The organism is Streptomyces sp. NPDC021019, assembly GCF_044333295.1.
Taxonomy (GTDB): domain Bacteria; phylum Actinomycetota; class Actinomycetes; order Streptomycetales; family Streptomycetaceae; genus Streptomyces.
Genome location: NZ_JBIRQR010000001.1, coordinates 1,230,958 through 1,248,610 on the forward strand (window position 1 = coordinate 1,230,958; position 17,653 = coordinate 1,248,610).

Genomic DNA, 17,653 nt, shown 5'->3' on the forward strand with positions numbered 1-17,653 from the left:
TGGGTCAGCCCTTCGCCATGGCGCGTCTGCGGTGCTTGAGGAACTGCACTTCCCGGTCGCCCCAGTAACCCCACGGGGTTTCGGTCGCCTTGTCCCCGAGCGTGCGGAAGTACGGGGCCGCCTCCCGGTAGTGACCGCCCAGGCTCAGGGCCCCGGCGAAGTCGTTGTGGTCGCCCACCCAGTGGAAGCCCGGCCGGTAGTCCGGGTGCCGTACGGACCGGTCGGCGGCCGCCAGGATGTCGTCGCGCACCTCGGCCGGGCGCAGGTAGTCGCCGGGCCCGTCGTCACTGGAGTCCAGCCAGCGTTCCAGGTGCGCCTGCGCCACCAGCCGTCCCGCGTGGCTGCCGGCGGGAGCGGCGTCCATGCACGCCCGCGCGAATCCGAACGCGTCCTCCCAGCGGCCGCCCCACTTGGGGCACAGCTGCTGGAGCAGCAGAATCTGACCCTGGATGTGGTGCGGGTGGTGCTCCGCCAGCCGGTCGTACCGCCGTCGGGCCTCGCTCGCTCCGAGCTCCAGTCCCCGTGCGGTCGTCAGCCGGGACATCCAGGCGAGGGCGTACGCGGGCTCTTCGGCGCACACGCCGATCAGCAGCTGCTCGGCACGCCGCAGCCACGCGTGGAAACTCTGGAACTGATCCCGCGACACGTGCTCCGCCGTGGACGAGCTGCGGATGTCCCAGCCGACGACGATGTAACGCGCGGCGAGCAGCGTCCGGGCCAGCGGCGACCCGTGGTCGGCGACGGCGCGTTCGAGGAAGCGCTCGGAGGAGCTGAGGTCGGCGACGAGGTTCGCGGCGACGGCACGCTCGTCCTCGTCGCCGTCCAGGAAGTCGAAGTACGCCTCCACGGTGTCCCAGTCGTTGCCGCGTACGGCGGTGCGGAGGTCCACGAGGGAGGGGATCTGGCGGCAGAGGTCGAACTCCGCGCGTATGAGGTCGGGGGCGGGGGTCGGAGACACGTCGGTCCTCGGGATCTGGCAGCGGACGCGACCGGTGGGGGGCCGGGCGCACGAAGCGCGCGGCGTGTCGGCGAGCGGGCGGGTGACGGCGGTCGGGGCGGTGGGTGCGATCGAGGGGGGAGGTGATCGAGGCGGCGGGGGAGGGGGATCGGAACGGGAGGCTAGCACCCGGCGCGCTGGGCGCGCCGGGGAGTTTCCAGCGTCCTGATCACGCGTCCTGCGGGTACCAGCGCAGCTCGACCGTGTTGCCGTCCGGGTCGAGTACGTAGACCGAGGTGGCCGAGCCCCGGGCCCCGAAGCGGGGGACCGGGCCCTCCTTCACCGTGAACACCCCGGAGTCGATGACCTCCTGCCAGTCGAGCGGGTCGACGACGAGGCAGATGTGGTCCACGTTCGACTCGCCGCGCGGACGGTCCAGCAGGTCGATGATCGTGGTCGGGCTGACCCGGACCGAGGGGAACGGCACCTCGCCCGCCCGCCACTCCTCGACCCGTACGGGTTCCAGGCCCAGCGGCCCGCAGTAGAACGCGATGGCCCGCTCGACGTCCCCGACGTTGAGGACGAGGTGGTCGAAGTCCTTGACCCGCACGGTCGGCGGTACGGGCATGGCTCAGACCTCCGACGCGTACGTGACGAAGTCGGCCCAGGCGGCCGGTGTGAAGCCGAGGTGCGGGCCGCCGGTGGGGAGCTGCTTGGAGTCGCGTACGTGGATGGTGGCGGGTGCGGCGGCGACCTCGACGCAGGACGGGCCGTCGTTGGTGCTGTAGCTGCTCTTGAACCAGATCAGCTCCGTGGTGCTCATGTCTCTCCCAGTAGTTTCTCGATGAATTCCCGTGACAGACGGGGCGTGAGGGCTTGCGATCGGATCAGGTTGTACCGCATCTCCAGGATCTGCACCTCGCGCGGGTTGGTGATCAGCCCGCTGATGAGCTGGACCTCGTTGTGCCCGACCGTCTTTCCGTCCTTGAGCTTAAGGATCCGGTGTGAACCGCCGAGACCCGCGTGCTCCTCCGCCTCCATCGGCATGACCTGGATCTCGACATGCCGCAACTGACTCAGCTCAAGCAGGTGTTCGAGCTGGCGGCGTAGGACCATTCTGCCTCCGGTCCGCCTGCGCAGGGTCGACTCCTCCTGGACAAAGGTGAGCAGTGGCGCGGGCCGTCGGTCGAAGACCACCTGTCGGGCCATCCGGGCTGCCACCAAGCGCTCGATGTTGTCCTCCGTGTACGCGGGCCGTCGCTCGCGGTACAGAGCGCGCGCGTACTCCTCGGTCTGGAGCAGCCCGTCGATCACTCCGTTCGCGTACGAGCCGATCTCGACGGACTCCGCCTCCAGTTTCGTCAGGTCGCGGACCTTCTTCGGATACCGCGCCTCCTCCACGTCCTTCTTCATCGCCGCGATCTTGCCGCCCGCGCCCACGGCGTCATCGGTCCGGTCCAGGAACTCCGGCTTCGGGATGCGCCGGCCGCCCTCCACCTTGAAGACCAGGTTCTCGCTGTACCCGATGGCCGTGCCCAGCTCGGCGGCGCGCAGTCCGGCCGACTCGCGCCAGAGCTTGATCTGCCGGCCGACCGCCGCGATGACCGCGCCGGAGTCGTCCTCCAGGCCGAAATCCTGGTCCTCGTCGTCCCCGTCGAGCGCCGTGCGGTCCTCGCGGTCCTGGTTGTTCACGTCAGTCATGCGGCAGAAGCCTCCACCCGTGTCCGTGTGCCGGACGTGTACGGCGGGGACGGGGCCCGGTACACCGGGGACAGTCACTGTCCGTACGCGCGTCAGTGCTTCTCAGAGTAGATACGTCCGGACACTCTGAGTGACATGAACCAGAGAATCACCCAACCGAGGGCTCGTACCGGACAGTTCGCCGTCCAGCTCTCCGCCACCCGCCGGGGTGCCCGGCTCGCCCGGCTGCTGGCCACCGAGCAACTGCGCTCCTGGGGGCTGCCGCTGGAGGACGCGGGGCTCGTCATCGGCGAGCTGGCGACCAACGCGGCGCTGCACGGGTACGTCCCGGGGCGGGACTTCCGGATCCTGCTCAGCGTGTACGACGACGTTCTGCGGATCGAGGTCGTCGACACCCGGGGTGACCGGGACCCGGTGAAGCGGGACCCCGCTGCCGATTCCGAAGGCGGGCGCGGGCTGTTGCTCGTCGAGGCGTTGTCGGTGCGGTGGGGCACGGAACACGGGCCGTTCCCGCGCAAGACGGTGTGGGCGGAGGTGGCTCTCACCGGATCGTGACTACCGCGACCCGGTGTACCGCGACCCGGTGGACCGCGACCCGGTGAGCCGGGAGGTGGGTGGCCGCGACGTGGTGGACCGGGTCGCGGCCACCCGCGACGTAAAAGCTCTTAAGTACGTGTCTTTGAGTACCGGGGAAATTACCCAACCCAACCCTGACCGGGCCAGTGGCTCCCCTGGGCGCGCGGGCGTGTGAGCGCGCGTACGCGCCGTCACTCACATGGGTGAAGTGTGCCAACCGGGCTGGATCTATGACCTGTTGGCGGGCATATGCTCACGCTGACCACCACCCCAGACATGAGACGGCCCCCGGCCGGGACTGGCATCCCGATCGAGGACCTGACCACCGAGGAAGTAGGAGCTTCCCGATGGATACCCAGCAGGTTAGCGCGCCCTCGCGCGCCCCGTCCTCCGGTGTCGTACACATCAACATCCGGCTCACCGACGGCTACTCGATCATCTCCAACCGGCTCTCCCAGCACCGGGGCATGTCCCTGCTGGCCATCGGCCTCGGCACCCACATCCAGTCGCTGCCCGCCGGGAGGCGCATCGGCGTCAAGACCCTCGCCGCGATCTTCCCGGAGAGTGAGGCGCGCATCGCCGCCGCGCTGCGGGAGTTGGAGCACCACGGGTTCCTGCGCCGCATCCGGGAACGCGTCCAGGGCGGACGCATGACCACGCGTACGGAGTCGTACAACCACCCGGAGGCCGCAGCCCGGCTGGCGGGAGCCGAGGCTGGGGCGACTTCAGCCTCGGCTCCTGCTGCCCCCGCTCCCGCTCCCGCTCCTGCCCCTGCCCCGGCTGCCCCCGCTCCCGCGCCTGCCCCGGCTGCCCCCGCTTCCCTGCCGGAGCCGCCTGCACGGGAGGCAGTGCCCGCGCCCGCACCGACACCGGAGCGTGAACCCGCACCCGCGCCCGCGCCCCGGCTCGTGCCGGTGCCCGCCGCGCCCAAGCCGCCGCCCCCGCCGTTGCCCTTCCCCGACAGGCCCACCGCCGCGTTGTTCGCCGAGGCCGCCCGCCTGCTCGCCGGGCTCCAGGACGCCGCGCCCCGGTTCGTCCTCACCGAGGCGGACGTGGAGGCGCTCGCCCCCGGGGCCGCCGCCTGGCTGGAGCGGGGCATGCGGCCGGACGCCGTGCGGGTCGCGCTCACCGATGACCCGCCCGTACCCCTCCGGCACCCGGCGAAGCTGGTACGGCACCGGCTCATCGCGCTCCTTCCACCGCGCCTGCCCGCCGCCGCGCCCGTCGTCCCCCTCCAGAACTGCGACGACTGCGACCGGGCCTTCCGGTCGCCCGTGCCCGGACCCTGCGGGGAATGCCGCGATGTCCGGGCGTACGCGGACGACGAGCCGTGCCTGCTCGGCGCGTGATCAGTCGATGTGCGCGCAGATGCTGTCCGTGGCGACCACCGGGCCCGTAACGGTCTTGCTGCCCGTCGGGCTGATGCCGATCGTGTAGACGCCGTCGACGACGTACATCCCCCGCGCGAGGTTGCCGTCCCCGACGCCCACCAGCACCGGGCCCGCCATCCGCCAGAACTGGGCCCCGGAGGCGTACACGTCGACCACGGCGGAGCCGCTCACGTCGGCGTCGTAGTGGGCTCCGGTCTCCTTGTTCGTCACCCGGACCACGAGGTCGCCCTTGTACGCGCTCCGCGTGACGCCCTCGGCGGGCGGGGGCAGTTCGTGCCGGACGACCTCGTCCACGATCGGCTCGCCGTGGATGGCGAACGCGCACCGCTCGCCCGCCGCGACGTCCCACGGGGCCGAGGGGGCCGGCTTCCAGCCGGAGCCCTGCGGAGGGATGGTGGCCGGGGCCGCCGCCGCAGGGGCCGTGCCGAGTGTCACCACGGCCACGCAGGCCGTGCCGAGAGCGCCGAGAGTGCCGAGAGTGCCGAGAGTGCCGAGAGCGGTGCTGCGCATGAGAACTCCCCATGAGTCGGAGGGCGGGATCGCCTGAAGCCGAAGTGTGGGCCGCGTGGCTCACCAAAGGCTGTGCGTTCAGCCGTGGTCGCCGCGGTGATGATCCACGAGGCGGGTGAGCAGGTCGATCAGGTTCCGACGGTCGGCCGCGGGCAGCGGCGCGAGGAACTCGTCCTGGGCGGCGGCGAGCAGCCCGTCGAGATGGGTGAGTTCCCTCCGGCCCGCCGGAGTGAGGGTGATGACGTTGCGCCGGCGGTCCTCCGGGTCGGTCGCCCGCTCCAGGAGCCGCCTGTCGGCGAGGTCGTTGACCGTCGCCACCATGTCGCTGCGGTCGATGCCGGTGCGGCGGCCGAGGTCGGCCTGACTGGACGGGCCGTACTCCTCCGCCGCCGCCAGCAGGGCGTAGTGGTAGCGCCGGGCGCCGGCCCGGCTCAGTTCCTGGTCCACGATCCGGTTGGCGGCCAGTGCGGCCTGGTTGACCAGCCTGCTCGACAGCGCGCGCAGCCGCTGCGGCGTCCCCTGTTCCGTGTCCACGGAAGCAATGTAACAAGTCGTTGGCCGAACCCACGGTCAGGCGTACGGTGGGTCGGGCCAACGTTGGTTCTGCCAACGATAGTTTGGAGGCGTCATGATGATCAAGCCGTTCCGCATCGACATTCCCCAGGGCGACCTCGACGACCTGAACGACCGGCTCTCCCGCACCCGCTGGCCCAACGAGATCGCCGACGCCGGGTGGGACTACGGATTCCCGCTGGCACGGCTCAAGGAGCTGGCCGACCTCTGGCGCACCGGGTACGACTGGCGGGAACACGAGGCCGCGCTCAACGAACTCCCGCACTTCACCACCGAGATCGACGACCAGAACATCCATTTCGTCCACGTCCGGTCCCCGAGGCCGGACGCGCTCGCACTGCTGCTCACCCATGGCTGGCCAGGGTCCTTCCTGGAGTTCCGCGACGTGATCGAGCCGCTGACGCGCGACTTCCACCTGGTGATCCCGTCCATCCCGGGCTACGGCTTCTCCGGGCCGACCCACGAGCGCGGCTGGGACATGGTCCGGATCGCACGGGCCTGGGCGGAGCTCATGCGCCGGCTCGGGTACGAGCGCTACGGCGCACAGGGGGGCGACTTCGGCTCGGGCATCTCCATGGCGCTCGGCGCGGTGGCGCCCGAACAGGTGGTCGGCGTGCACGTCAACTACCTGCCGACCCGGCCGGACCCGGACGCCGGCGTCGACCTGTCCGAGGCGGACGAGGCCCGGCTGGACACGGTGCGGCGGATGATGGCGAACCGTCCGCCGTACCAGGCCCTCCAGGCCGCCACCCCGCAGACCGTCGGCTATGCGCTGACCGACTCGCCGGTCGGCCAACTCGCCTGGATCGCCGAGCGCTTCGCCCAGTGGACCGACCCCCGTACGCCGATCAGCGACGAGCGGATGCTCACCGACGTGTCGCTGTACTGGCTGACCGCCACCGCGGCTTCCTCGGCGCGGCTGCACCGCGAGGCGGCGCGGCGGGCCGAGCCGTGCCCGGTGCCGGTCGGCGTGGCGGTGTTCGCTTACGACATCACGCAGTCGGTGCGGCCGCTGGCCGAGCGGCTGTACGACATCAGGCACTGGTCGGAATTCGACCGCGGCGGTCACTTCGCGGCGATGGAGGTGCCGGAACCGTTCGCCGAGGATGTCCGGGACTTCTTCCTCAACCGTCTCGCGTAGCGACAGGACTTCTTCCTCGTTCGCCCCGCGCAGGGATCGTCGGGGTGTCGGAGTGCCGGAGGGGTGACCCGTGGTCGCGGATGACGGGCTGGCGCGCTCCAGGGTCACAGCAACGCTTGACCTCAAGCGAAGTTGAGCTTCTAGGTTCCTCTCCGGGGGCCTCAGGAACCGGCCTGCGGTGCCTATCCAAGGAGGTTCGCCATGACCGAGCGCACAGCCCACAGCGAGATCGAGATCCCCGACCGCTACCGCTATGCCGTGATTCCGCACGTCATGGTCGACGACGCCGCTGCGGCGATTGATTTCTACCAACGGGCGTTCGGCGCACGTGTGGACTTCGTCATCGACGCTCCGGGCGGCGGGGTCCACCACGCCGAGATCACCATCGGACGGTCGGCGCTGATGTTGGGCGACTCCGGCGCGGACGAGGCGGAGACCGCCTCCTTCGCCGCGCCGACCTCGCTCGGCGGAGGCACGTCCGTCATGCTGCATGTGTTCGTGTCGGACGTCGACGCCCTGGCGGAGCGGGCCCGGGCCGCCGGCGCCGAGGTCCTCCAGCCGCCGACGGACATGTTCCATGGTGACCGGACGGTCATTCTCAAGGACCCATCGGGTCACCTGTGGGTGTTTCTGACTCATAAGGAAGACGTCTCGGAAGAGGAACTTCGCCGCCGCCTGGCCGCCGCCGGGTGACCCGGTGGCCTTGAGTCGCCGGAGGTCGCCGGAGGTCGCCGGAGGTCGCCGGAGGGAGCGGGAGAAGTCGCGCGAGAATGCGTGAAAAAAGATCAGGGAGGCGTGTCGATCCGGCCCGGTCCCGTTCGTCGTCATCGTGCAGGGCGACCCGCACGGCGGGCGCGACACGCAGGCGAGAAGGAGCCGACCATGAAGTACATGCTGCTGATCCACAGCGGGGCCGTCGACGAGCAGGGCGGCGCGCCCCAGTGCACCGTCGAGGACTGGATGGCCTACGACAAGGACGTACGCGACGCGGGGATCCACGTGTCCGGGGAGTCGCTGGCCGATCTGGTGACCGCGACCACCGTGCGGGTCTCGCCGACCGGTGAGCGGACCGTGACGGACGGGCCGTTCGCCGAGACGCGGGAGCTGCTGGGCGGGTTCCTCGTGATCGACGTACCCGACCTCGACGCCGCCCTCGACTGGGCCGCACGCTGTCCCGGCTCGCGGGACGGCGGCTCGGTCGTCGTCCGGCCGGTCGCGGACTTCGGGGCCTGAGAGCCGTGCCGGGCGAGGGCGTGTCCCCGGGGGAGGAGACCCAGGGAAAGGGCGTGTCCCCGGGGGAGGAGACCCAGGGAAAGGGCGTGTCCCCGGGGGAGGGCGTGCTCCTGGAAGAGGGCCGTGTGGCCGCCGAGGCCGTCGAGGCGGTGTTCCGGGAGGAGCGCGGACTGCTGCTCGCCTCCCTCGTCCGGCGGTTCGGGGACCTCGACCTGGCCGAGGAGGTGACGTCCGAGGCGATCGAGGCCGCGCTGCGGCACTGGCCCGCCGAGGGCGTCCCCGCCCGGCCCGGGGCCTGGCTGCTGACGACCGCCCGGCGCCGGGCCGTGGACCGGCTGCGGCGCGACCAGGCGTACGCCGCCCGGCTCGCCGTCCTCGCCGCCGACGCGGAGCGCGCCGAGCCCGCCCCCGCCCCGGACGTCTCCGGGGCAGGGTCGGGGTCCGGCTCCGGGGCGGGATTCGCATTCGGTGAACTTCCGGACGAGCGACTCCAGTTGTTCTTCACCTGCACCCACCCCGCCCTCGCCGCCGAGGACCGCACCGCACTGACCCTGCGGTGCCTCGCCGGGCTCACCACACCGGAGGTGGCGCGGGCGTTCCTCCTGCCGACGGTGACCATGGCCCAGCGCATCGTGCGGGCCAAGAAGAAGATCCGCGAGGCCCGGATCCCGTTCCGGGTACCCGGCCCCGACGAACTGCCGGAGCGGCTGCCCGGGGTGCTCCAGGTCGTCTACTCGGTCTTCACGGAGGGGTACGCGGCCAGCTCGGGCCCCCGTCTCCAGCGGCTCGACCTGGCCGAGGAGGCGATCCGGCTGGCCCGGATACTGCACCGCCTGCTGCCCGCCGAGCGGGAGAGCGCCGGGCTCCTCGCGCTGCTGCTCCTCGTCCACGCCCGGCGCGACGCGCGGACCGGGCCGCAGGGCGAGCCGGTGCTCCTGGAGGACCAGGACCGGGGGCGCTGGGACCGGCCGATGATCGAGGAGGGCCGCGCCCTGGTCGTCCGGGCCCTGACCGGCGGGCCGGCCGGGCCGTACGGGGTGCAGGCCGCCATCGCCGCCCTGCACGACGAGGCGGCGGACGTGGCGGCCACGGACTGGCCGCAGATCGTGGCCCTGTACGACGTGCTCCTCCCGCTCACCCCGTCCCCCGTGGTGGCGTTGAACCGCGCCGTGGCGGTGGCGATGCGGGACGGGCCCGGGGCCGGTCTCGCGCTGCTCGACGCGTTGGCGGGGGAGCCCCGGCTGCGGGCGTACCCGCCGTACGTCGTGGCGCGGGGGGATCTGCTCGGCCGGCTGGGGCGCGACGGGGAGGCGGCTGCCGCGTACCGGGAGGCGCTGGAGCTCGCGGGCACCGAGCCGGAGCGGGCCGCGCTGCGGCGGAAGCTGGGGGAGTAGGGGCTTCCGCTTCTCCGACGGAGCCTCCCGCTCTTCCACGGCAGCAGCAAGGCCTCCCGCTCTTCCACGGCAGCAGCAGGGCCTCCCGCTCTTCCACGGCAGCAGCAGGGCCTCCTGCCTCTACAGCAGCAGGAACACGACGACCACGGCGAACGCCACTACCACCACCCCGTAGAGGTTGATCTTCCACTTCGGGACCTCGTACGTCTCGCCGATCAGGGCCTTCGCCCTGATCTTCTCCATGTCCGGCCTCATGGCCACGATCAGGAGAGCCAAGGAGAGCAGGGAGACCGAGAAGATGACCAGCGCCTCCACCTCCGAGTGGTCGTGTGCGCCGCGGAACCCCAGGACGGCGACAGCCCCGAGGGCGGGCGCGATCAGTGAGTAGGCCGTCGCCCTGCGATTCCTGAAGCAGAAGTGGACCGCTGCCAGGAGCGACGCGGACGCGACCACCGCCACGATCCACCACTGACCCGTCGTCAGGCTCTCCGCCGACACTCTCTGTCCTCCCCGCTGTTCGTGATCCGCCTCGCGTCGAAGCGGATGCGGACCCATTCTCCTGCCGATCTCGGGTCGCCCGAACAGGAGGGGATGGCCGGAACCATTGCCTTGACCTGCTCATGACATAAGTCCATTCTGTGTCCGTCGCACAGCTCCACCCCCCCCACCCGACGGACCCAGGAGATGCCAGCATGCGACTCGTCACCGCACGGAGACCCCGTCCGACGAAGGCCCGGCGCAACGCCGCCCTGACCATCCTGCTCGCCCTCGCCCTCGCGGCCCCCGCCACCGCCATGGCGACCGCCGAGACCTCGGCCCCGAACGCGGCCGTCGCCGCGGACGAGCGGACACTCCAGTACGAGATCACCGGACGCACCACCCCCGCCTCCCGCACGGACATCGCCCGCGCGGGCGTCTCGATCGACGAGGTCCACGACCACGGCGTCGTGATCACCGCGGACGCCGCCCAGGCCCGGAAGCTCCGGGCGCGCGGCCACGTACTGGAGGCCCTGCCCGCCCCGGTCGCCGAGCCGCGCGCGGCGGACGGCGTGAGCGCCCTCGACTTCCCGCCCGCCGACTCCCGCTACCACAACTACGCCGAGATGAACGCGGCGATCGACGCGCGCATCGCCGCGAACCCCTCGATCATGAGCAAGCGCGTCATCGGCAAGACCTACCAGGGCCGCGACGTCATCGCGGTCAAGGTCAGCGACAACGTCGCCGCCGACGAGGCCGAACCCGAGGTCCTGTTCACCGCCCACCAGCACGCGCGCGAGCACCTGACCGTCGAGATGGCGCTCTACCTGCTCCGCGAACTGGGCCAGGGCTACGGCTCCGACTCCCGGATCAAGCAGGCGGTCGACGGCCGGGAGCTGTGGATCGTGCCCGACATGAACCCGGACGGCGGCGAGTACGACATCGCCTCCGGCTCGTACCGCAGCTGGCGCAAGAACCGGCAGCCCAACTCCGGCTCCAGCGCGGTCGGCACCGACCTCAACCGCAACTGGGCCTACAAGTGGGGCTGCTGCGGCGGCTCCTCCTCCAGCCCGTCGTCGGACACCTACCGCGGGGCCGCGGCCGAGTCCGCTCCCGAGACGAGGGTCGTCGCGGACTTCGTGCGCAGCCGGGTGATCGGCGGGAAGCAGCAGATCACGGCGGCCATCGACTTCCACACGTACAGCGAACTGGTGCTGTGGCCCTTCGGCTACACCTACAACGACACCGCCCCCGGCATGACCGCCGACGACCGCAACGCGTTCGCCGCGGTGGGCCGGAAGATGGCGGCGAGCAACGGATACACCGCCGAGCAGTCCAGCGACCTGTACATCACCGACGGGTCCATCGACGACTGGCTGTGGGGCTCGCAGAGGATCTTCGGCTACACCTTCGAGATGTACCCGCGTTCGTCCTCCGGCGGCGGCTTCTACCCGCCCGACGAGGTCATCGAGCGCGAGACGTCCCGCAACCGGGACGCGGTGCTCCAGCTGATCGAGAACGCGGACTGCATGTACCGGTCGATCGGCAAGGAGGCGCAGTACTGCTCCTGACGGGGCGCCGGCACGAAGCTCCGCGCCGGCCGCGAACGGTGGTGGTCAGTCCGTGAATGGTGAACACCCCGGCCCGGGCGGCTCGTACATGGACGAAAGGGGAGGACCACCCGGCCACCGGCCTCGGTGCCAGCCCCGGCGCCCGTCTTGCGGTAGGACGCCGACTCGTATGTCGGCTTCGACCTCCGCGGGCTCCCGACGGGGGCGCACTGCGGCCCGCCGGGGCACGAGCTCACGACGGTGATCAGCCGGTCAGATCCTTCGGGAGTGGCGGCGGGTGTTCACGACGGGTCGCCGGTCACGCGGTTCGGCAGCGTGGCCGGCGAGCTGAGGCGCCGGTCCTTCCACCGGGCCTATTCGGCGTCGTGACGTAGGCGTGTGCGTTCGAACTCGGCCGCGTCCGATATCCAGGGGCCGTGCTCTTCGAGTGCGGCGCAGCCGCCCCGGACGAAGGCGCTCACCAGCTTCCGGTACCCGCTGATCCCGTCGGCCCGGCCGTACTCGACCCGGTACTCCGGGTCGGATCCGTCCTCGGCCTCGCGCGCGGTCGTTATCCGGGCGATGGAGTCCGTGCGGAACTGGAGCTGGATCCCCTCGCCCATCTCCTCGTCCTCGATGGTGAACACCTGGTTGTTCCCGGTGGAGCGGTCGCCGACGAACTCCCAGAACTCCGCGGTGGCAGTGCGGGGATGGTCGCGGAGCCACTTCTTCTCGGCCCCCTCGTCGTCGGTGAACGACAGGGCTGTCTTCCTCGCACTCCCATCGAAACCGGCGTGGCTGCCGACAGTCTCCTCGTCGTCCTGCACGGGGCTGTTCCTGGCGCGGTCCGCGGCCTCCGAGCACATCAGAAAGCTCACGGTACGCACCGCGTCGTCGACGAGCTCGGGGTGTGCACGGCGCACGGCCGTCTCCACCGCCGCCGCCATCCTCTTCCAGTCGCGCTTGTCCGTGGCGCGCTTTCCCCCTCGCGGGTCACGGCTGATCCGCATCCCGGCGCACGCCCGCTCCGCGGTGGCGACCACACCCATGACCTTCCCCAGCAGTGCGGGATCGACGGCTTCGGGTATCCGCTGGGGAACCGTCGCGCCGTACAGGTACTGGCCCGTGTAGGTGAGTATCGCGGCGTCGAGTGGAGCCAGCACTGTTCCGCGCTCGGCGCGACGGCGGTCCGCGTGGTACTTCTCGGCCCGCTTCCCGTCGGACGTCTCCGTCGCCGCGCGCACCGCCGCACAGACCTCACCGCGTTCGAGCAGGGCGATGTCGGCCCCATGGGAGATGAGCCGGCCTCTGTCCCACGGGATGCGCTGGAAGAGCGCCTCCACATCCGTCGGCGCGCCGAGGAGGACCGGGTCCAGGAGCGCGACCGCGGCGTCCTCGTCGAGCCGGCCCCCGGTCCCCGCGGCGTCGCACAGCGGTAGGACCGCACTCCACAACAGCAGGTGTCTGCCCAGGTCCTCCCGGATCACGGCGAGATGGGCCTCACCGACCGGGAACGTGAACGTACGTGGGCCATGGTTGGCATCGGCCCCGGCGCCGAGCATGAGTTTCAGCTCGCCGCCCTCGCGGATCACCTTCGGGATCCAGCCGCTCCCGCGCGTGAAAACGGTGTCTGTCATGGGCTCAGTCTTCCCCACCGGCCAGCCCCGGTGCGGCGGCCGGCCTCCGGCGTTCGGCACGGACGACGACGAACAACGCAGTCATCGGAGCGGGACGGCCTCCCGGACTCGGTGCACATGGATGAGGATGTCGTAGGCCTTGGCGATGGCCAGGGTAGGGAGCGGGTCGTCCTTGAAAGACGAGCCGGCGTCGTAGACAGGACGCGCGGTGGAGAGCCAGTCGCGGGCTGGGGTGGGGAGTGTACGCAGGTCGAGGTAGTAGTCGCGGTGGCTTACTCGATCAAGGACGTACTCCTGCATGTCCGAGGTGGCCGGGGGCACAGTGACTTTGCTCCACGCGCTGCCCAGCGTGGTGGCCGTGAGAAAGGAACCTCGGTTGAAGGTGAACCCGATGGCGGTGTAACGCCGCCCCATGGCCTCGCGGAGGTGGACGCCCTGTGTCTTGGGGTACATCACGGGATCGGTGGACAGATAGCCCACATGCCCGTTGTGCGCCGACAGCAACATCTTGTGACCCGTACGGCGATACCACCAAGTAATGTTCGCGGCCATCGCTTCGTCGCGGAGGCGCTCCGCATCGGAGACAGAGCGGGGATCGGACAGGTCGAGGGAAGTGAACGCGAAGGTCTGGGCGATGTTTCGGGCGTGCTGCGCCGCCCACGCGTACGCGTCACCACCGGCGCCCTTGGTCGCAACGACCAGGTCGAGTGCCTCCTGCGCGGCGGTGGCGTCGCGGAGTCGTTCAGTGCGGGGCCTGGCGAGGTAGGCGAAGACGTTGTCCATGGGGCGCAGGTTCGCGTACAGCGCTTCGAGTCGCGAGGAGTCCTGGGGGCGGGTCGTGCGGATGTAGGAGATGACCCGCGCGAAGATCGCGTCGCCCAGCCCGGGTGCTCCGATGTCGTTGCCCATGAAGTGAACGCGTCGGCCAGGCTGCCGTTCATTGTGTCTGCGCATCCAGGTGAGAAGGCTGACGAACTCCTCGCGTTCCCAGGGCGATCCGGCCAATGCCTCTTCGGCGACGGACCGGGCGTCGCCAGGACCGCCCTGAAGGTACTCGTTGATTTGCAGGCCCGCTGTCCAGCTCATTTCCAGCGAGAAGGCGAGGAACCCCTTCTTCTCGACGAGGTAACGGAAAACGCGTTCCTTCATGGCGAAGAACTCGTGCGAGCCGTGGGTGGCCTCTCCAAGGCCGACCACCTCGGCGTCGCCGATCATCCTCCCCAGCTTTCGGAGGTCATGGCAACCCCCGTGGGGCTCCGTGGACCTCAGTGAGTGCGAGGCCCTTTCCAGGGCCGTCCGGACAGCCGCCGGCGAGCTGCCCGGCCACCTGACGGCGGACGCGGACGGTGCGGGTGGTACCGCGGAGTGGGCGAATGCCGCAGGAACGACTACCGCCGAAGCGGCGAGTGCGCCCGTGGCGGTGAGCAGCCTGCGGCGGCTGATCATCTGCTCATTCGTGGTCATCCTGATCACTCCTCGGTGCGTGTGGCCCGCCTGGGCACTGGAATGATCATGTCGCGGGTCACCAAGGTTCTCGCTGGGGCTGACCCCCAGCTTTTCGCGGGGGATACCCCGACAACCCGCTCGACGAGCCGGTGCCCTGACGCCTGCGCCTTCAGGGCGCGTCAGACCTTGGGAGCGCCGGTGGTTCGCCCGATCCCGGGGCGGGGTGTCATTGCCGTGGCAGCGAGGGGATGGCACCGACTGATTGCAGTGCCTAGGGTTCCCGCATGAACGACGAGATCATGATCAGGGTCGGAGGCACCAGGTTCTACTCGTTCGACGGCCGGATTCTGGAGATCTTCGGCGGTGACCCAATCCGCTTCCACGTACGGAACATGTACGTACACGTCACCGGCCCCGACCGGAAGGGAAAGCGGGTCGTGGAGATCGGGCACGGCCGGCCGGAGCTCCGGGGCGGGTGCCACATCTGGAAGTACACGGCCGCAGAATGGGAGGAGGCGGAGGCCCATGGGCTGGCCGCGCTACTGGAAGCGGTGCAGACAGCCATCGACTCCACCTCGGGACACAGGCCCGTGTAATCCGAGCTGCCTGCCGGAACGCCCCCCGGACATCTCCGGCCGGGCCGCCCACCGCGCCTCCGAGAGCTACCGCGGCGAAGGCAGGACGGACGCCGGACCTGGCCGCGCCCACGAGGCGCCGGCCGTCACCACAGCCTGCACCGCCCGCCGCGACCTCGACCCCGGAAGCTCGCCGAGCGCGTGGCGCCGCCGGCCCGGCACGAGACGGCCCACCCGCGGCGAGCCAGGTCGGCGTACCCACCGCCTCGTGACCGGGCGTCTGCCGGAACGGCGAAGACCGCGCTACTGAGCGGAACTGTTCTCGAAGCCCAGCCTCGTCCGCTTCAAGACGGGTGAAGGTCTCCGCCGGCGCGCGGCCGGCCGTATCGTTCGACGAGGGCGCTGCCGATCGAGGCCAGGCGGTCTCGGACACTCGGAGGGCCGGTCACCTCGACCCATTCGACCAGCCCGGAGAGCTCGCCGGCGAGGATGTACTCATTGGGTCCGCGGATCACGACCTCGATGCGGCCGTCGGTAGTGGAACCTCCCACGTCGAGCCGGTCGCCGAGCGCCATCCGGAGGATGTCTGTCCCGTCGGGTGCGCATACCGCCCGGACCTCCAGCGGCGTTCGTCTGCGATCGACCTCTTCGGCGATCTCGTTCCAGCTCTCGGCAAGGTCGAAGTCCCCGGGCCGGTGCACAGGGTCGCCGGTGGCGTCGGCGGACGACACGCGGTCGATCCGGAAGACCCGTCGGCCGGTCCCGGTGTTGGAGACGAGGTACCACACAGGACCTTTGGCGACGATGCCCAGCGGATGGACAGTTCTCCGGGTTTCGACGCCTCTGCTGTCGACGTAGCCGAGCGACACCTGGACGCCGCGGATCACCGCGTCCTGGAGTTCGTCGAGGAAGCGAGGCGGCCGGTGCTCGATCCGGCTCGCCCCCCATCGCTGCGGGTCGACGACCAGCGACGACGCCGCTGCCTCGGCCTGCATCTGGAAGGGCTTCGGTAGAGCATGGACGAGCTTGCGCAGAGCTGCCCTCATCGCCGGCGTCGCATCCGAGGCCGGACCGAGAGCCAGGAACAGGGCGCGTGCCTCACTGGCGGTCAACCCGGACAGATCGGTACGAGCACCGCCCACGAGGCGCCAGCCGCCGCCTCGGCCCTGCACGGAGTAAACGGGCACTCCGGCCATGGCCAGGGCGTCGAGGTCACGGCGGGCGGTGCGCTCCGAGACGTCCAGCTCCCGGGAGACCTCCGCGGCTGTCACCTGCTCGCGCCGTTGCAGCAAGAGGAGTAGGGCCACCAGCCGATCGGATCGCATACAGACAAAACTCTCATAAAAACCGGTCACAAGGTGACCGGTTTGGCCAGCAAGCTGGCCACGCGGCCTCATCGAGGAGGTCGACCACCGGCGAGCGCCCTCAGAGAGGAAACGCAGTGTCCAACCCAGCGGAATTTCCCGAGCCCACCCTCATCCAGGTCAACGGTGTGGAGCTGGAAGTCTTCGAAGCAGGCCGGGAGAACAAGGGCAAGCCCGTCCTGCTCTGCCACGGCTGGCCGGAGCACGCCATCACCTGGCGTCGCCAGATGCCCGTCCTCGCCGCGGCCGGCTACCACGTCATCGCGCCGAACCAGCGGGGATACGGCAACTCCTCCCGCCCGACCGAGGTGACCGCATACGACATCGAACACCTGACGGGCGACCTCGTCGCGCTCCTGGACCACTATGGCTACGAGGACGCCACCTTCGTCGGCCACGACTGGGGTGCGTTCGTCGTCTGGAGCCTGGCCCAGTTGCACCCCGACCGGGTGAACAAGCTGATCAACCTGAGCCTGCCGTACATGGAACGCGGAGAGGCACCGTGGATCGAGGTCATGGAAACCTTCCTCGGCGGCGACTTCTACTTCGTCCACTTCAACCGGCAGCCGGGCGTCGCGGACGCCGTGCTCGATGCCAACACCTCCCGGTTCATCCGCAACCTCTACCGCAAGAACGTGCCCCCCGCGCCCCCTGAGCCGGGCATGGCATTCATCAATCTCGCCAAGGCGGAAGCACCGCTCGGTGAGCCCGCCATGGCCGAGAGTGACCTGGCCGTCATCATCTCCGCGTTCGAGACGTCGGGATTCACCGGCGGCATCAACTGGTACAGGAACCTCGACCGTAACTGGCACCGGCTGGCGGACGCCGACCCGATCATCAAGCAGCCCACCCTCATGATCTACGGCGACCAGGACGTGGCGGTCCCGAGGTTCGACAGGCTGGCGGAGTTCGTGCCCAACGTGGAAGTGGTCGGCCTGGACTGCGGTCACTGGATCCAGGGGGAAATGCCCGACGAGACCAACCGCGTGATCTCGGAGTGGCTGGACCGGCAGGGCTAGTGTCCCGTGGTCCGGTGCGTATCACCTGAAGGCCCCGAGCACTGCACACCGGAGAACGAGCCAGGCCGCGATGGGGTTCGGGGGCGCACTGTTCATGCTCCCGGTAGGGACTTTGATGGTCTCCTCCTT

19 protein-coding genes and 1 pseudogene are annotated in these 17,653 nt (G+C 70.3%); 10 read left to right on the plus strand and 10 right to left on the minus strand.

Features of this window, described 5'->3' with window-relative positions; translation table 11 throughout:
• Nucleotides 1-4: 4 nt before the first annotated feature.
• From ACH4RG_RS05805 to ACH4RG_RS05820, 4 genes are all read right to left on the minus strand, one after another.
• Nucleotides 5-958 (minus strand): hypothetical protein, encoded by a 954-nt coding sequence (locus ACH4RG_RS05805; protein WP_397919926.1) that lies wholly within the window; start codon nucleotides 956-958, stop codon nucleotides 5-7.
• A gap of 208 nt (nucleotides 959-1,166) precedes the next feature.
• Nucleotides 1,167-1,565: a VOC family protein gene (locus ACH4RG_RS05810; protein ID WP_397919928.1), complete on the minus strand. Its 399-nt coding sequence runs from the start codon at nucleotides 1,563-1,565 to the stop codon at nucleotides 1,167-1,169.
• A gap of 3 nt (nucleotides 1,566-1,568) precedes the next feature.
• A complete protein-coding gene (locus ACH4RG_RS05815; protein ID WP_397919929.1) occupies nucleotides 1,569-1,760 on the minus strand; it encodes a DUF397 domain-containing protein in 192 nt (63 codons plus the stop codon).
• Complete coding sequence (locus ACH4RG_RS05820) at nucleotides 1,757-2,638, minus strand: helix-turn-helix domain-containing protein (protein WP_397919931.1); 882 nt, start codon at nucleotides 2,636-2,638, stop codon at nucleotides 1,757-1,759. Before ACH4RG_RS05820 ends, ACH4RG_RS05815 begins: the two co-directional genes overlap by 4 nt.
• Before the next feature lie 135 nt (nucleotides 2,639-2,773).
• Between ACH4RG_RS05820 and ACH4RG_RS05825 the strand changes: the two genes are divergently transcribed.
• Nucleotides 2,774-3,193 (plus strand): ATP-binding protein, encoded by a 420-nt coding sequence (locus ACH4RG_RS05825; RefSeq protein ID WP_397919933.1) that lies wholly within the window; start codon nucleotides 2,774-2,776, stop codon nucleotides 3,191-3,193.
• A gap of 368 nt (nucleotides 3,194-3,561) precedes the next feature.
• Entirely contained in the window at nucleotides 3,562-4,563 is a 1,002-nt protein-coding gene (locus tag ACH4RG_RS05830) for a hypothetical protein (protein WP_398539159.1), read from the plus strand.
• On the opposite strand, the gene ACH4RG_RS05835 is transcribed toward ACH4RG_RS05830, so the two are convergent.
• Together ACH4RG_RS05835 and ACH4RG_RS05840 are read right to left on the minus strand one after the other, a co-directional pair.
• Complete coding sequence (locus tag ACH4RG_RS05835) at nucleotides 4,564-5,115, minus strand: hypothetical protein (protein WP_398539160.1); 552 nt, start codon at nucleotides 5,113-5,115, stop codon at nucleotides 4,564-4,566.
• A 78-nt stretch (nucleotides 5,116-5,193) separates the two neighbouring features.
• The gene (locus tag ACH4RG_RS05840) at nucleotides 5,194-5,649 is read right to left on the minus strand and encodes a MarR family winged helix-turn-helix transcriptional regulator (RefSeq protein WP_397919939.1); all 456 of its coding nucleotides are present in this window, start codon (nucleotides 5,647-5,649) and stop codon (nucleotides 5,194-5,196) included.
• Between the two features lie 97 nt (nucleotides 5,650-5,746).
• Between ACH4RG_RS05840 and ACH4RG_RS05845 the strand changes: the two genes are divergently transcribed.
• From ACH4RG_RS05845 to ACH4RG_RS05860, 4 genes are all read left to right on the plus strand, one after another.
• A complete protein-coding gene (locus ACH4RG_RS05845; protein ID WP_398539395.1) occupies nucleotides 5,747-6,829 on the plus strand; it encodes an epoxide hydrolase family protein in 1,083 nt (360 codons plus the stop codon).
• A gap of 201 nt (nucleotides 6,830-7,030) precedes the next feature.
• Nucleotides 7,031-7,522 carry a VOC family protein gene (locus tag ACH4RG_RS05850; protein WP_398161493.1) on the plus strand — a complete coding sequence of 164 codons (492 nt, stop codon included), beginning with the start codon at nucleotides 7,031-7,033 and terminating at the stop codon, nucleotides 7,520-7,522.
• A 189-nt stretch (nucleotides 7,523-7,711) separates the two neighbouring features.
• Nucleotides 7,712-8,062 (plus strand): YciI family protein, encoded by a 351-nt coding sequence (locus tag ACH4RG_RS05855; protein WP_032792637.1) that lies wholly within the window; start codon nucleotides 7,712-7,714, stop codon nucleotides 8,060-8,062.
• 86 nt (nucleotides 8,063-8,148) lie between these two features.
• Complete coding sequence (locus ACH4RG_RS05860) at nucleotides 8,149-9,456, plus strand: RNA polymerase sigma factor (RefSeq protein ID WP_398539396.1); 1,308 nt, start codon at nucleotides 8,149-8,151, stop codon at nucleotides 9,454-9,456.
• Between the two features lie 120 nt (nucleotides 9,457-9,576).
• Here the strand turns inward: ACH4RG_RS05860 and ACH4RG_RS05865 are convergent, their stop codons facing one another.
• The gene (locus ACH4RG_RS05865; protein ID WP_397919945.1) at nucleotides 9,577-9,954 is read right to left on the minus strand and encodes a hypothetical protein; all 378 of its coding nucleotides are present in this window, start codon (nucleotides 9,952-9,954) and stop codon (nucleotides 9,577-9,579) included.
• 194 nt (nucleotides 9,955-10,148) lie between these two features.
• Here ACH4RG_RS05865 and ACH4RG_RS05870 point away from each other — a divergent pair, with 194 nt between their 5' ends.
• Both ACH4RG_RS05870 and ACH4RG_RS05875 read left to right on the plus strand, forming a co-directional pair.
• Nucleotides 10,149-11,504, plus strand: coding sequence for a M14 family metallopeptidase (locus tag ACH4RG_RS05870; RefSeq protein WP_398539161.1), 1,356 nt, complete (start codon nucleotides 10,149-10,151; stop codon nucleotides 11,502-11,504).
• A 56-nt stretch (nucleotides 11,505-11,560) separates the two neighbouring features.
• Nucleotides 11,561-11,846, plus strand: a pseudogene (locus tag ACH4RG_RS05875) (AraC family transcriptional regulator); the annotation flags it as partial.
• Nucleotides 11,847-11,857: 11 nt separating this feature from the next.
• On the opposite strand, the gene ACH4RG_RS05880 reads toward ACH4RG_RS05875, so the two are convergent.
• Both ACH4RG_RS05880 and ACH4RG_RS05885 read right to left on the minus strand, forming a co-directional pair.
• Entirely contained in the window at nucleotides 11,858-13,120 is a 1,263-nt protein-coding gene (locus ACH4RG_RS05880; protein WP_398539162.1) for a DUF6357 family protein, read from the minus strand.
• An 81-nt stretch (nucleotides 13,121-13,201) separates the two neighbouring features.
• A complete protein-coding gene (locus tag ACH4RG_RS05885; protein WP_398161487.1) occupies nucleotides 13,202-14,335 on the minus strand; it encodes an erythromycin esterase family protein in 1,134 nt (377 codons plus the stop codon).
• A gap of 515 nt (nucleotides 14,336-14,850) precedes the next feature.
• Between ACH4RG_RS05885 and ACH4RG_RS05890 the strand changes: the two genes are divergently transcribed.
• Complete coding sequence (locus ACH4RG_RS05890; protein ID WP_397919953.1) at nucleotides 14,851-15,162, plus strand: hypothetical protein; 312 nt, start codon at nucleotides 14,851-14,853, stop codon at nucleotides 15,160-15,162.
• Nucleotides 15,163-15,485: 323 nt separating this feature from the next.
• Here the strand turns inward: ACH4RG_RS05890 and ACH4RG_RS05895 are convergent, their stop codons facing one another.
• Nucleotides 15,486-16,466 carry a helix-turn-helix transcriptional regulator gene (locus tag ACH4RG_RS05895; RefSeq protein WP_398539163.1) on the minus strand — a complete coding sequence of 327 codons (981 nt, stop codon included), beginning with the start codon at nucleotides 16,464-16,466 and terminating at the stop codon, nucleotides 15,486-15,488.
• A 116-nt stretch (nucleotides 16,467-16,582) separates the two neighbouring features.
• On the opposite strand from ACH4RG_RS05895, the gene ACH4RG_RS05900 reads away from it, so the two are divergent.
• The gene (locus ACH4RG_RS05900) at nucleotides 16,583-17,524 is read left to right on the plus strand and encodes an alpha/beta fold hydrolase (protein ID WP_398539164.1); all 942 of its coding nucleotides are present in this window, start codon (nucleotides 16,583-16,585) and stop codon (nucleotides 17,522-17,524) included.
• Nucleotides 17,525-17,653: the final 129 nt, after the last annotated feature.

What these genes read in the sequence shown, in the direction of transcription:
- ACH4RG_RS05810 (WP_397919928.1), bottom strand. Translation starts at nt 1,565, where the DNA reads ATGCCCGTACCGCCGACCGTGCGGGTCAAGGACTTCGACCACCTCGTC.
- ACH4RG_RS05815 (WP_397919929.1), bottom strand. Translation starts at nt 1,760, where the DNA reads ATGAGCACCACGGAGCTGATCTGGTTCAAGAGCAGCTACAGCACCAAC.
- ACH4RG_RS05820 (WP_397919931.1), bottom strand. Translation starts at nt 2,638, where the DNA reads ATGACTGACGTGAACAACCAGGACCGCGAGGACCGCACGGCGCTCGAC.
- ACH4RG_RS05825 (WP_397919933.1), top strand. Translation starts at nt 2,774, where the DNA reads ATGAACCAGAGAATCACCCAACCGAGGGCTCGTACCGGACAGTTCGCC.
- ACH4RG_RS05830 (WP_398539159.1), top strand. Translation starts at nt 3,562, where the DNA reads ATGGATACCCAGCAGGTTAGCGCGCCCTCGCGCGCCCCGTCCTCCGGT.
- ACH4RG_RS05835 (WP_398539160.1), bottom strand. Translation starts at nt 5,115, where the DNA reads ATGCGCAGCACCGCTCTCGGCACTCTCGGCACTCTCGGCACTCTCGGC.
- ACH4RG_RS05845 (WP_398539395.1), top strand. Translation starts at nt 5,747, where the DNA reads ATGATCAAGCCGTTCCGCATCGACATTCCCCAGGGCGACCTCGACGAC.
- ACH4RG_RS05850 (WP_398161493.1), top strand. Translation starts at nt 7,031, where the DNA reads ATGACCGAGCGCACAGCCCACAGCGAGATCGAGATCCCCGACCGCTAC.
- ACH4RG_RS05855 (WP_032792637.1), top strand. Translation starts at nt 7,712, where the DNA reads ATGAAGTACATGCTGCTGATCCACAGCGGGGCCGTCGACGAGCAGGGC.
- ACH4RG_RS05870 (WP_398539161.1), top strand. Translation starts at nt 10,149, where the DNA reads ATGCGACTCGTCACCGCACGGAGACCCCGTCCGACGAAGGCCCGGCGC.
- ACH4RG_RS05880 (WP_398539162.1), bottom strand. Translation starts at nt 13,120, where the DNA reads ATGACAGACACCGTTTTCACGCGCGGGAGCGGCTGGATCCCGAAGGTG.
- ACH4RG_RS05885 (WP_398161487.1), bottom strand. Translation starts at nt 14,335, where the DNA reads ATGATCGGCGACGCCGAGGTGGTCGGCCTTGGAGAGGCCACCCACGGC.
- ACH4RG_RS05890 (WP_397919953.1), top strand. Translation starts at nt 14,851, where the DNA reads ATGAACGACGAGATCATGATCAGGGTCGGAGGCACCAGGTTCTACTCG.
- ACH4RG_RS05895 (WP_398539163.1), bottom strand. Translation starts at nt 16,466, where the DNA reads ATGCGATCCGATCGGCTGGTGGCCCTACTCCTCTTGCTGCAACGGCGC.